General features: G+C 61.7%; 9 protein-coding genes and 1 CRISPR repeat array. All 9 genes read left to right on the top strand.

The window, feature by feature from the left end; genetic code table 11:
• Positions 1–40: 40 nt before the first annotated feature.
• The 9 genes from D9T14_RS10205 (at position 41) to cas2e (ending at position 10,352) form a co-directional block, all read left to right on the top strand.
• The gene (locus tag D9T14_RS10205; protein WP_259340985.1) at positions 41–1,045 is read left to right on the top strand and encodes a dihydroorotate dehydrogenase-like protein; all 1,005 of its coding nucleotides are present in this window, start codon (positions 41–43) and stop codon (positions 1,043–1,045) included.
• A 389-nt stretch (positions 1,046–1,434) separates the two neighbouring features.
• Positions 1,435–4,293: a CRISPR-associated helicase Cas3' gene (gene cas3 / locus D9T14_RS10200; protein ID WP_119162412.1), complete on the top strand. Its 2,859-nt coding sequence runs from the start codon at positions 1,435–1,437 to the stop codon at positions 4,291–4,293.
• Positions 4,286–5,908 carry a type I-E CRISPR-associated protein Cse1/CasA gene (gene casA / locus D9T14_RS10195; RefSeq protein ID WP_182482077.1) on the top strand — a complete coding sequence of 541 codons (1,623 nt, stop codon included), beginning with the start codon at positions 4,286–4,288 and terminating at the stop codon, positions 5,906–5,908. The genes cas3 and casA overlap by 8 nt, the downstream gene beginning before the upstream one ends.
• Positions 5,908–6,567, top strand: coding sequence for a type I-E CRISPR-associated protein Cse2/CasB (gene casB / locus D9T14_RS10190; RefSeq protein WP_119162410.1), 660 nt, complete (start codon positions 5,908–5,910; stop codon positions 6,565–6,567). The genes casA and casB overlap by 1 nt, the downstream gene beginning before the upstream one ends.
• Before the next feature lies 1 nt (position 6,568).
• Positions 6,569–7,690, top strand: coding sequence for a type I-E CRISPR-associated protein Cas7/Cse4/CasC (cas7e, locus tag D9T14_RS10185; RefSeq protein WP_119162409.1), 1,122 nt, complete (start codon positions 6,569–6,571; stop codon positions 7,688–7,690).
• Complete coding sequence (gene cas5e, locus D9T14_RS10180; RefSeq protein ID WP_119162408.1) at positions 7,687–8,376, top strand: type I-E CRISPR-associated protein Cas5/CasD; 690 nt, start codon at positions 7,687–7,689, stop codon at positions 8,374–8,376. The genes cas7e and cas5e overlap by 4 nt, the downstream gene beginning before the upstream one ends.
• A complete protein-coding gene (gene cas6e, locus D9T14_RS10175; protein ID WP_119162407.1) occupies positions 8,377–9,042 on the top strand; it encodes a type I-E CRISPR-associated protein Cas6/Cse3/CasE in 666 nt (221 codons plus the stop codon). It begins immediately after the preceding gene.
• Between the two features lie 8 nt (positions 9,043–9,050).
• Entirely contained in the window at positions 9,051–9,989 is a 939-nt protein-coding gene (cas1e, locus tag D9T14_RS10170) for a type I-E CRISPR-associated endonuclease Cas1e (protein ID WP_119162406.1), read from the top strand.
• A gap of 6 nt (positions 9,990–9,995) precedes the next feature.
• A complete protein-coding gene (cas2e, locus tag D9T14_RS10165; protein WP_119162447.1) occupies positions 9,996–10,352 on the top strand; it encodes a type I-E CRISPR-associated endoribonuclease Cas2e in 357 nt (118 codons plus the stop codon).
• Between the two features lie 44 nt (positions 10,353–10,396).
• Positions 10,397–13,585: direct repeats of the CRISPR family, unit length 29 nt; unit sequence GAATTCCCCGCGCCACGCGGGGGTGAGCC.
• Between the last annotated feature and the right edge of the window lie 132 nt (positions 13,586–13,717).

Below are 13,717 nucleotides of genomic sequence, written 5' to 3'. Positions count from 1 at the left end.
CGCCAAGTCGGCGGCGGGCAGCGGCGCGACTGATCTGCTCATGCCCGTCGAGCAGGCGGGCGCCCAGGTCGAGACGTCGGCCGGCGGTGAGCTCGCGACGGAGTACATGGGGCTCCGCCTGCCGTCGCCGCTGGTGGCGTCGGCGGGTCCGCTGTCGCAGTCGCTCGACTCCATGAAGGAGCTGGAGGAGTCCGGGGTCGGCGCGATCGTCATGTTCTCGCTGTTCGAGGAGCAGGTGCGCGAGGAGAACGGCTCGCCGGATGCCCGCCCGGTTCCCCGGGGCGACGAGCTCGGCGCGACGGACGCCTACCTGCGGTTGCTCGAGGCCGGGGCGCGGACCCTGTCCATACCGCTCATCGCGAGCCTCAACGGGTTCAGGGGCGGCGAGTGGACGGCGACCGCGCGCCGCATGCAGGACGCTGGCGCGGCGGCCATCGAGGTGAACGTCTACGCCGTGCCAGGCGATCTGTCGATGAGCGGCGCCGAGGTCGAGCAGCGGCACCTGGAGATCCTGCAGTCCGTCAAGGACGTCGTGTCCGTGCCGGTCGCGGTCAAGCTCTCGCCGTACTTCTCCAGCCTCGGGCAGATGGCCCTGCGGCTGGACGAGGCCGGCGCCGACGCGCTCGTGCTGTTCAACCGTTTCCTGCAGCCGGACATCGACATTCGCCGCAGGGAGGTCGTCGCCGGGGCCGGGTTGTCCGGCCAGGACGAGGGGCTGCTGTCCCGCACCTGGCTGGCGGCACTGCACGGCAGGGTCAGGGCCTCGCTGGCGGCGGCGAGTGGCGTGGCGGGCCCCGATGACGTGGTCAAGGCCCTGCTGGCCGGTGCCGACGTCGTGATGACCACCTCGGCGCTGGTCCGGCACGGGGCCAGCTACGCCACCGAACTCGTCAACGGCCTGCGGCACTACCTCATCCGCAACCAGCTCACCCTGAGCCAGTTGCGCGGCATGCTCGCCGTGCCCGCCGACGCCCGGGTCGACGAGTACGAGCGCTCCGGCTACCTGGCGGTGCTGGAGCAGGCCAGGCGGCGCCACGGCCTGTGAGCCCGTGGCCGCCGCCGCGACTTGGGTAGATGCATGACGTGAATCATGAGGTCGGTTTGACTAGGCTGGGCGCCGCCACGCCAGGTCCCAGCCATCAGGGGAGTCTTCCTGGTGGCAGGGGTGAGCCGTTGCATGGGGTCTCTTGTGGCGTTGTCCCCGCCTATGCGGGGGTGGGCCGTCGTCGTGGACGCGGCCGCGTCTCCTGAAAGGGTTGTCCCCGTCTATGCGGGTGGCGAGTCACTGGTAGCGAGTGTCTCGGATTTCTCGCGTGGCGAGGGGATCTCGGTGAGGCCTGTGATGTGCGGCATGAGAGCAGGCGTCTGAGGATAATTTATGAACTTGCATGGGTTATCTTGACAAACAGATGAGGTGTATGTGACCATAAGATCATGGACACCCCGGCAGGAATAGATGCGGCGACATGGACGCCACGGGCGCGTTCGGTATGGGCCAAGACGAACGTCGATGACCAGACATGGTTCCCCCTGGTGCAGCACCTGCTCGATGCGGCTGTGGTTGCCGGCGAACTCTTCGATGAGCTGCCTGAGACCATCATGAGGGCTGCCACTGACGATTTCCGGTCAGACGAGGCTGAGGCGCGATGTTTCGCGATGTTCGTCGCCTCGGTGCATGACATCGGCAAGGCATGCGAAGACTTCGCGTTCAAGGCGCAACGGACCCGTCCGAGCATGGGGCACCTGTGCGAAGCCATGCGGGCAGAAGGCTTCCCGATCAGAACAGAAATCACTCACCCGCTGCCTCACGGACAGCTTGGGGCGGCTCATGTCAGAAGCTGGCTCAAACGGACCTATGCCGCTGGTATCCGTCGGCCGCGAGGCGTCCGGGCCATCGCATCGATCATCGGCGGGCATCATGGTGTCAACCCGACTTCGGAGGACATCAAACAGGCGGTAGAGCGACTTGCCAGTGAGAAAACCATCAGCCGCAACGGTGGTGATGGTGCCCTGTGGGGTGCCACCCGTGACGAGATCCTAAACGAGATGGCTCGCCTGACAGGAGCGGACCGCTACCTTGGTGAATGGGTGAACCATCGGTTCCACGACTCGACGCTGATCCTCATGGAGGCCCTGACCATCCAAGCCGACTGGATCGCGAGCTCCGAGGACCTCTTCCCCTACGAGCTCGATTCGAGGACTAGCGCCCGTCTCGAGCAGGCCATGTGGCGGCTTGATCTCCCAGGGGCGTGGCGGCCCCTTGAATGTGATGAGGGCATCGACGCGCTCTTCCGCGATCGATTCCCCCATCTCAGGGGATTCACGCCAAGGCCCGTCCAGCGTGCCGTCTTTCGTCTGGCCCAAGAAATCCGGGAGCCTCCGCTCATCATCGTCGAGGCAGACATGGGCAACGGAAAGACGGAAACCGCCCAACTCGGCGCGGAGGTACTCGCCAGACGTTTCGGATGCGGAGGCACTTTCTTCGGTCTACCCACCATGGCCACGAGCAATCCCATGTTCGTGCGGCAGAAGGATTGGCTCGAACAAGTCCCCTGTGAGGCGGGAGGTTCGACGATCGCGCTTGCCCACGGCAAGGCAGCGCTGAATGATGCCTACGCCCAGCTCATGCCGTGGACGCGCGGAATCCGAGGCCTCGAGCAGGACGCCACGGACAAGCAGGCCGACATCGACGTGCACTCATGGTTCCTTGGGCGCAAGCGCAGCATTCTCGCCAATCATGTGGTTGGCACCATCGACCAGGCATTGTTCGCAGTACTCAAGGCCAAGCATGTCGTATTGAGGCACTTGGGCCTGGCGGGCAAGGTCGTCATCATCGACGAGGTGCACGCCGCTGACACCTACATGCGCGTATACTTGGCGCGCCTGCTTGAATGGCTCGGTGCCTATCACACGCCCGTGATCCTCATGTCGGCGACGCTACCGCCCATCCAACGTGAAGAACTGGTCAAGGCCTACCTCAAGGGGCGCGGCGTCGAACAACCAGCCATCGAGACACCTCCGACTACCGCATACCCGCTGGTCACAGTGGCCGAATCAGGGACAGTGCGGTTCGTCCCTGTCGAAAGGGACAACAGTTCGCGGCTGGTGTCCGTGTGGCAGCTGGACGACGATGACGCCGCCCTCGTCGCAGAGCTCGACAAGCGGCTCGTCGAGGGCGGCTGCGTCGGCGTCATCCGCAACACGGTCAAGCGGGCCCAGCAAACCTATGACGTCCTTCGCCGGGTCTACGGCGATGACGTCGTACTCGTGCACAGCCGCTTCCTCGCGCCACACCGCGCCGCACGCGAGGAAGCACTCGTTGGGGAGCTCGGCCGCTCGCCCGGGCGCAGGCCCGAACGTCGCATCGTCGTCGGCACTCAGGTGCTCGAGCAGTCCCTCGACATCGACTTTGATCTGCTCATCACCGACTTGGCGCCCGCCGACCTGGTTCTGCAGCGCATCGGGCGGCTGCACCGGCACGAACGAACACGTCCTGAACCACTGCGTGACGCGGTCTGTCTCGTCACAGGGGTCAACGACTGGGCGGCGACACCACCAGTGGTCGATGGTGATGCCGAGCGCATCTACGGCAGGTCCGCTCTGCTGCGAGCCGCCATCGTCCTGTTCAGGGACCGCAGTACAACCCTTGCGCTGCCCCGTGACATCCCAGTGCTCGTAGAGAGGGCCTACAGTGAGGATCTGCAGGCTCCCACGGCATGGGGTACTGCGCTGGACGAGGCGGATCAGCAGTGGGACCAAGCCAACGAAAGAGCCAGGAACAAGGCGAGGAATTACCTACTGCGTGCCCCGGGGAACAGCTCCGACCTGGACGGTCTCATCGAGGCTTCCGCATCAGATCCTGCAGTCGAAGAGGCACGAGGACGTGCAGCAGTGCGCGACACCGAGGACTCGCTGGAAGTGATCGGCTTGGTGCTTGGTGAGGACGGCCAGGTCCGATTCCCCGCTGGGGTCGGGAAGAACGCAGGAAGGATCCTCCCGTCGATCATCACCGAGAGCGACGAAGACCTCGCAAAGGATGCGGCGCGCTGCACCGTCTACCTACCCCGTGCGCTGAGCGCCCCCTGGGTCATCGACAAGGTCATCGATGGATTGGAGAGACCGCCGGTCGACATCAGTGGCTGGCAGCGCTCCCGCTGGCTTGGGGGACAACTGGCCATTTTCTTCGATGCCGACGGAAATGCCTCGCTCAACGGCTGTCAACTCCATTACGACGAAGATCGTGGACTTATCGTCAACAAAACAATCGAAAAGGAGGTTGAGTGTTTTGACTGATTCCTTCAATCTGTGTGACGAGCCGTGGGTCAGAGTGCGTGACAAGCAGGGGCACGTGACCGAATTGTCATTGCGCGAGGTATTTGCGCATGGAAACGAGTACGCGGCTCTTGCGGGTGAGATTCCAACCCAGGATGTTGCCGTGCTACGGCTGCTGCTCGCAATCATCATGAGGGCTATGGACTTGCCGGGTTCAGACGAGGAACGTGTCGATCTATGGGACGAATGGTGGGGGCAGAGAAAACTTCCTACCGAAGAGATCAACGCCTATCTCGAGCGCTGGCATGGCCGTTTCGATCTGCTCGATGCGGCGACGCCTTTCATGCAGGTGGCCGATCTTTCATCCCCATCGGGTAGGGCTTCAGGATTGGTCAAACTGATAGCCGAGGTGCCAGACGGCAACAGGTTCTTCACACTGCGCGAGGGAGCCGGCCTCGACTCTTTGACGTTCGCCGAGGCGGCCCGTTGGCTCGTCCATTGCCAAGCCTACGACATGTCAGGTATCAAGACTGGTGCCGTGGGCGACACGAGAGTCAAGAGTGGCAGGGGCTATCCCATCGGTCAGGGCCTTGCCGGCTGGTTGGGAGTCGTGATTGCAGAAGGAAATACGATCACGGAGACACTCCTGCTCAATCTTTGCCTTGATCGGTGGACCAGTGATGACAGCGTCGTGTGGGAACGTTCCCCGCAGGGACCTGAGGAATGCGTCGACCACCCGGTTCCGGTCGGTGTCTCCGACATGTATACGTGGCAGGCCCGCAGGGTGCGTCTCTTCACCAAGGACAGTCGGATCATTGACGTTCAGCTGTCCAATGGTGATCGCCCGGGACTGCAGAACATGCATCGGGTCGACACCATGAGCGCGTGGCGATTCAGTGCGCCGCAGAGCAAGAAGTTCGGACATGACGTTCTCATGCCCAAAACCCATCAACCAGAGCGGACGATGTGGCGAGGACTGGAATCAATGCTTGTCAAAAACGAGGACCCCCAACGGGGACAACGGCCTGCGGTGATTGAGTGGGAAGCGAGACTGGTCAATGAAGAAGTTCTTGATCCGAACTATTCCCTGACACTGCGTGCGATCGGCATCGAGTACGGTCCACAAAGTGCCAGTATTGCCCGAGTCATTGATGACGAGATGAGCGCGAATGTAGCGGCCATCACCGACCCCGCGTTGATAGACACAATCAACTCTGCGGTTCAGAGCGCAGCTGCTACGGCCCGTTGTGTTGCCTTTTTGGCGGACAACCTGGGTCAAGCGGCAGGAGCGGAGAACGAGGGTGAACACGATCGTGCCTATGAGCGGGCTTACGGGGTGATGGACCCATTGTTCCGCGACTGGACGAGAACACTGAGAAAAGGTGCTGATACCACTCGCTACGAGCGCGCTTGGCAGTGCCAAGTAGCGGGTGCGGTGACGGCACTGGGCGTGAACATGTGTCGATCGGCGGGTCGGAAAGCACTCGTCGGACGACAAATTCAACAGGGTGACAGAGTCATTCTTCGTGACACGGCCCAATGTTGGCACGTCTTCATGCGTGGGCTCTACAAGGCACTTCCACTAGCATATGCGAAGGACGCAATGAATAATTCCGAGGCAAAGGAGGGCGACTGATGGGGCAACAGTCATCGGCGCTCAAGGATCTTTATGGCTATGCCAGCAGGAAAATTAACACCCTGCAGCGACTGTATTTGGATGACACCTCACAGGGAAAGCAGCTATTGGCTGAGTTGCGGCATGGCGACATGATGACTCCGGGTGTGGATCCACAGCTGTGGGCTGTCGTCTTCGACGGCATGCCGGACAGCCTGGTCGGGCGCACGGATGAACCATCCCGGGCTGAACTCGCGGTGCATGCAACATTGATTCTCTATGCAACGCACCAGCAATCTCAGCGTGCTGGTATGCATCGTCCCGCAGTGCGTTTTGGGCAGGCCGTGCAGCAGCTAGCCCGTTCTCGTGGCTCGGAGGGTGAATTCGATCAGGGAACCATCACTCGATTTCATCAGTTGTGTGCACAGCAGAGCTTTCCCATGCGGCTGCGCTCACTTCGTTCCCTCGTCACGCTGATGCGTAGTGAAAAAATAGTTGGTTTTGATTACGCTCAACTGGCCTGCGACCTCTACCTGATTCAGAACAATGCTTCGGTTAACAGGGTGCTGCTGCGATGGGGCAGGGATCTTCATGCCAACCTCCGTCAGGACGCCACGGACTCAACCTCTGACTCCACCTCAACGAATGACAACGACACGACTATTTCTAAGGAGAACTGACATGACATCCTACTTTCTTGACATCAATGTGATCCAGCAGCTTCCGCCGAGTAACGTAAACCGTGACGACACCGGTGCTCCCAAGACGGCCATCTACGGTGGCGTCAACCGCGCTAGAGTTTCCAGTCAGGCATGGAAACGTGCTGCTCGTCAGGGGATGAGGGATCATCTTGACGTTTCTGATCAAGGGGTTCGCACCCGCCGCGCCATTGAACTCTTGGCTGACCGTGTGACAGAACTCGATATCAACATGGCTCGCGAGGATGCGCTGAAGAAAGCAGCCGAACTGCTCAAGTCCTTGGGGCTGAAGGTCAAGACACCGAGGAAAACGCAAGATGACGAACAGTCGCCCGACCAGATCGAATACTTGGTGCTGTTCAGTAATCATCAGTTGGATCGTATGGCGCAATTGATCTTGGATTCAGGTGACAAGATTGCGAAGAAAGATGCGGTTCAAGCGGCGAAAATAGGACAAGGCGTTGACCTGGCATTGTTCGGCCGGATGGTCGCAGATGCCACAGAACTGAATGTGGACGCCAGCGTCCAGGTCTCGCATGCGATCAGTACTCATGCCGTCGAACAGGAAGCTGATTACTTCACGGCGGTTGATGACGTGAAGGAGGAGGGTGATGACGCAGGGGCTGGCATGATTGGTACGATCGGTTTCAACTCATCAACGCTCTATCGCTTTGCGACGGTGGATTTGAGTGAGCTGCTCAACAACATGGGAGACATGGCGGCGACCGCCCGTGCAGCGCGTGCTTTCGCTGAGAGTTTTGTTCTTTCCATGCCCACGGGCAAGCAGAACACTTTCGCAAACAACACCGTGCCCGATGCGGTGCTCGTGTCTCTTCGCAGAGGAAGGTCTGTGAGTCTTGTCGGTGCGTTCGAGAATCCTGTCACTGGTGAAGATGGTGGTTTCGTGAAGGAATCCTGCACCAGACTCGCCGAATACGACCGGTCCGTGCAGGACAACTTCGTCGGTACGCCGGTGATCTCCGTGCTCACCCGGACCGAGGCTGCCGGCCCGGCTCTCGATGCCGTTGCTGAGAGGTTGAGCCTGAACGAGTTGCTCGACAGGGTGGAGACCGAGATTTCCGCTGTTCTCGAGGACGTGTCGTGAGCGTGCTGCTGCTAAGGCTGGCTGGCCCCCTGCAGTCATGGGGCGACTCCAGCCGGTTTACCCGCCGAGAGACCCGCCACATGCCCACCAAGAGCGGGGTGATCGGTCTGCTAGCGGCCTCCCAAGGACGTCGGCGCGTCGATCCAGTGGAGGATCTCGTCGCGTTACGGTTCGGGGTGCGTGCCGATCAGCCAGGAACGATCGTGCGTGACTTCCACACTGCCCACAATGCGAAGGGTGAAGCCATGCCGCTGTCATACCGGTACTATTTGGCCGACGCTGTGTTCGTCGCTGCGCTGGAGGGGCCCCGCCCTCTGCTTGAAGGGCTCGATTCTGCCATCCAGGAACCTGCGTTCCCGTTGTACCTTGGCAGGCGCTCCTGCCCAGTGTCGGGGCAGATCTCGATGGGCATCACAGATAGTGAACTGATCCCTGCACTGACCGATGCCGAATGGCAGGCCTCTGCCTGGCACCGACGCAGGCAACCCCGCACCGTGCGTCTCGACATGGCCTATGACGCCGTTGGGGAAGGACCAGTGGAGAGCGTACGTGACGTGCCGATCAGCTACGATGAGGAGCGCCGCGAATACGGATGGCGTGCCGTAGCTTCCCAACAGGTGACGATAGACAATCCGTCAGGCAGTGATGCGGATGACTGGATCAGCGTGTTGGAACGGGTGATTTGAATGTTTTTGACTGAATTCCCGGTCAATACAGGACGCCGAGCGGCTCGACAGCTGCTGGGCAGCCCCCAACGGATCCATGGTGCGGTGCTCGGTTGTTTTCCGCCGGGACAGCATTCTGATAAATCTGCCAGATGCCTGTGGCGGCTCGAAAAGCGAGTAGGCCACGACGTCGTTCTACTCATAGCCAGCCCGTTGAGGCCTGATCTCACAGCATTGAACGAGATTGCAGGATGGTCCACAGGGGTGGTGGGGCGGAGCGCTGACTACGAACCATTCCTGACCAGACTTGCCGAAGGACAGCAGTGGCGCTTCCGGCTTGTCGCGAACCCGGTTCACAACGTTCCGGTCGACAACTCAGAACGGACGAAACGTTTGGCTCACGTCACGGCAGCTCAACAACTCGGCTGGCTCCTCAAGAGAGCCGAGGGGAATGGTTTCAGTCTGGGATATCCTGAGTCACCGACAGCGCGAATCACTGCCAGGGAAACGGTCTCTTTTGACAAGGGGATCGGATCAGAGCGCCGTAAGGTCACTCTGGCCCGAGCCCAGTTCGATGGGGTACTGGTGATCAATGACGTCGATTTCCTGCGTCATGCATTGCGATTCGGTATCGGAAAGGCCAAGGGCTATGGCTGCGGTCTGCTCACTTTGGCACCTACCCGGTAGGAGCTTCAGTGTCAGATAAGATTCCGGGCACGCGCCCCTCCGAGGTGCAGGAGTTGGCGCGTGCCCAGGACCGACTAAGTTTCGTATACTTGGAACACTGCGTCATCAATCGACAAGACAATGCCATTACAGCTGCGGATCAGCGGGGTGTCATCCACGTTCCAGCATCGATGATTGGTGCACTGCTGCTCGGACCGGGCACATCGGTGACCCATCAAGCGATGATGCTGCTTGCCGACAGCGGTGCAACAGCCGTGTGGGTAGGAGAACAAGGGGTTCGGTATTATTGTCACGGGCGCCCCTTGGCTAGAACGAATCGTTTGATCGACATACAGGCTGCTGCAGTGTCATCCAGGCAAGAACGTCTCAAGATCGCTCGACGGATGTACGAGATGCGATTCCCCGATGATGTTTTCGAAGGGGAAACACTTCAACAGCTGCGAGGACACGAGGGACGTCGCGTCAGGGATATTTACCGCGCCGAAGCTGACAGAACTGGCGTGGCATGGGATAGGCGCAGTTACAATCCAAAAGATTTCAGTGCGTCTACTCCTGCAAATCAAGCGATAACGGCTGCTGCTTCGTGCTTGTATGGCGTGGTTCACGCAGTTGTTGTCGCTTTGGGTTGTTCACCTGCACTGGGATTCATCCATACCGGTCATGACCGATCATTCGTTTATGACATTGCCGATCTTTACAAGATGGAACTAGCTGTTCCGGTGGCATTCGACGTTGCGGCTCGTGTTGAGGAATCGGAGATTAGCGGTGAAACCCGGCGGGCCATGCGCGACGCGTTCCGCGAGCAGAAGCTGCTGACCAAGTGTGTCAAAGACATCCATCGTGTTCTCGGTGTCCATGGTGATGAAGATGCTGAATACGGCTGGGACGTTATTGAGCTCTGGGATGACAAGATCGGGGTAGTCGCCGGTGGGCAGCAATGGGGGTGATGGGTGTTGGTTGTTCTTGTCCTCACTGCATGTCCTGCAAGTCTACGCGGACATGTGACTCGATGGGTGCTCGAGATAAGTCCTGGAGTTTTTGTTGGGCGCATGCCAGCCAGAGTTAGAGACGAGTTGTGGGATCGCGTCATGGAGCTCTGTCTGGATGGACGGGCTATCATGGTAATCTCGACTCGTAACGAACAAGGATTCGATTTTCGAGTCCACAACCACAACTGGGAAGTGATCGACGCTGATGGGCTACGCCTCATGCGCCGACCGTCTCAGAACAGCAATGGTGCCAACCCGATGCGTAGGGGCTGGAGCAAGGCCTCTCGCTACCGTAGGGCAGTCAAGCGAGGCCGAGGCTGAGCTATACTTCATCCACAAGCTGGTGAATGGGCTAGCCAGTTAGGGAATTCCCCGCGCCACGCGGGGGTGAGCCTGACTGGCACGGACGGCACCCGAAACGCCGGTGGAATTCCCCGCGCCACGCGGGGGTGAGCCGACGCCTAGCGGGTTGTTCCAGCTCTTCTGCCGGAATTCCCCGCGCCACGCGGGGGTGAGCCCTACGACATGCCCAACGTGCGGCTGACGGCCGGGAATTCCCCGCGCCACGCGGGGGTGAGCCCGCTCGTTCCTTAATATAATCACGAACGGCGTTGAATTCCCCGCGCCACGCGGGGGTGAGCCCTGTCGGGAGCACTCCGTGAGGACTCACTGAATGAATTCCCCGCGCCACGCGGGGGTGAGCCCCACATCTCCGCGCTCTTGGCCAGCTCAAGCATGAATTCCCCGCGCCACGCGGGGGTGAGCCCGATTGAAACCGTTGAAGAGGCAGTCGAGTTCCGAATTCCCCGCGCCACGCGGGGGTGAGCCCTCTAAGCGGAGCCCGCGCGGCAGTCAAAGCAGGAATTCCCCGCGCCACGCGGGGGTGAGCCCAGACCGGCAGCTGGGGACTGGATGTCCGCGAAGAATTCCCCGCGCCACGCGGGGGTGAGCCGCCTGCTGCCAGCATCGCTGACGCCCACGGCTCGAATTCCCCGCGCCACGCGGGGGTGAGCCCGCGGTCCTCGAGGTGTACGAGCTGTTCTTGACGAATTCCCCGCGCCACGCGGGGGTGAGCCCAAGCAGCCCGCACACCGCGACTGCAACCGCCAGAATTCCCCGCGCCACGCGGGGGTGAGCCTCGCCGTATTTGCAATCCCGCCTGCTATCCCACGAATTCCCCGCGCCACGCGGGGGTGAGCCCTCGCGGATATGTCGCTTACAATCAATCAGAGCGAATTCCCCGCGCCACGCGGGGGTGAGCCTGTCCACGGTGTCCCGATCGGTTACCCCCACACGAATTCCCCGCGCCACGCGGGGGTGAGCCCACGTTGCGGGCCCTGGACCGGATGCACACCACGAATTCCCCGCGCCACGCGGGGGTGAGCCTGGTTTTGTTGTGGCCAATTATCCGAACTCGAAGAATTCCCCGCGCCACGCGGGGGTGAGCCGTCGGTAAGAATCGTGAATGGGAACGCCGGTACGAATTCCCCGCGCCACGCGGGGGTGAGCCTTAATAACACAATTCATCGTAAAGTAGACAACGGAATTCCCCGCGCCACGCGGGGGTGAGCCTAGTCATGTAGCGATTAATTGCGTAGCCATAGCGAATTCCCCGCGCCACGCGGGGGTGAGCCCCAGTCAGTTTCCTGAGCACATTCTCCCACAAGGAATTCCCCGCGCCACGCGGGGGTGAGCCCCAGTCAGTTTCCTGAGCACATTCTCCCACAAGGAATTCCCCGCGCCACGCGGGGGTGAACCGTGGAACACGTGTGTGCAGATCGTGTACCGCCGGAATTCCCCGCGCCACGCGGGGGTGAGCCCGTGACGATCTTGTGGTCCAAGTCGTTGACCACGAATTCCCCGCGCCACGCGGGGGTGAGCCCAGCAAACCCAGGACCACCAGGACCGCCGGGGCGAATTCCCCGCGCCACGCGGGGGTGAGCCCCACGGATTGCACCTCTGATAATTCCACTGATGGAATTCCCCGCGCCACGCGGGGGTGAGCCTTACTCTAGGCAGAACAAGGCACAGCTCGAAAGGAATTCCCCGCGCCACGCGGGGGTGAGCCCACCTCGTGGGTTTCTTTCAGCGCCGCCATTGAATTCCCCGCGCCACGCGGGGGTGAGCCGATTAGCGAACCCATCCGCCAACACAAGATGTTGAATTCCCCGCGCCACGCGGGGGTGAGCCTGGCCCCACCGACATTACCGGACAGGGCCTGCCGAATTCCCCGCGCCACGCGGGGGTGAGCCCGGGCAAGTTTCTGGGCACGGCGGCAACCCGTTGAATTCCCCGCGCCACGCGGGGGTGAGCCGATTAGCGAACCCATCCGCCAACACAAGATGTTGAATTCCCCGCGCCACGCGGGGGTGAGCCTGGCCCCACCGACATTACCGGACAGGGCCTGCCGAATTCCCCGCGCCACGCGGGGGTGAGCCCGGGCAAGTTTCTGGGCACGGCGGCAACCCGTTGAATTCCCCGCGCCACGCGGGGGTGAGCCGATTAGCGAACCCATCCGCCAACACAAGATGTTGAATTCCCCGCGCCACGCGGGGGTGAGCCTGGCCCCACCGACATTACCGGACAGGGCCTGCCGAATTCCCCGCGCCACGCGGGGGTGAGCCCGGGCAAGTTTCTGGGCACGGCGGCAACCCGTTGAATTCCCCGCGCCACGCGGGGGTGAGCCTGGGTAGCCCATTCCTCCATGGTGCCCTGGAAAGAATTCCCCGCGCCACGCGGGGGTGAGCCCCGCCCGGCGACGAGGACCTGAGCCAAGACCCCGAATTCCCCGCGCCACGCGGGGCTGAGCCCGCCTCCTCGGACTGCACCTGCAGGCCGGTCAGGAATTCCCCGCGCCACGCGGGGGTGAGCCCCAGTGGGAGCGCGATTGGCGCGAGCATTACGGGAATTCCCCGCGCCACGCGGGGGTGAGCCTGCATGGCGACCGTGCAGTCGTCCGATGAATGGGAATTCCCCGCGCCACGCGGGGGTGAGCCCCAGGCGACGATCCGGCTCTTGCCCTCGTACTGGAATTCCCCGCGCCACGCGGGGGTGAGCCGTTTTTCTATTCGCAGGACGCGTGGGTGCGCAAGAATTCCCCGCGCCACGCGGGGGTGAGCCCCTCTGATCGTGTGAACACGTGTTCACCGGACCGAATTCCTCGCGCCACGCGGGGGTGAGCCGCGGTTGATCGTATCAACGCCAAGTACGGCCTGGAATTCCCCGCGCCACGCGGGGGTGAGCCTCCACCCGTAGTGCTCGCGCCAGTCGCGCTCCCGAATTCCCCGCGCCACGCGGGGGTGAGCCCATGACTTATAGGAGGTACATTAATGACGCTTGGAATTCCCCGCGCCACGCGGGGGTGAGCCTCACACATCAACCTGCTGAAGTCGTATACGTATGAATTCCCCGCGCCACGCGGGGGTGAGCCGGACATGCCCTCGCCGTCGCCTCCTGACGGCGTGAATTCCCCGCGCCACGCGGGGGTGAGCCGTGACGCCGCGTCGAGTATTCCGGTGATCGAAAGAATTCCCCGCGCCACGCGGGGGTGAGCCCCAGACCTGACTCGTGCCACTTTTGGTTGGTTGGTGGGTGTTTGTGGGTGTTTTGCCTGGTGAGAGCGGGGTTGGTTAGTGTGGTTCACACACTAATCGGGTTGTTGGAGGGGTGGTGTGGCGTACGTTCGG

The organism is Propionibacterium australiense, assembly GCF_003666605.1.
Classification (GTDB): domain Bacteria; phylum Actinomycetota; class Actinomycetes; order Propionibacteriales; family Propionibacteriaceae; genus Propionibacterium; species Propionibacterium australiense.
The sequence above is the reverse complement of the archived record's forward strand: the minus strand, read 5'-3'. Positions and strand labels throughout refer to the sequence as shown.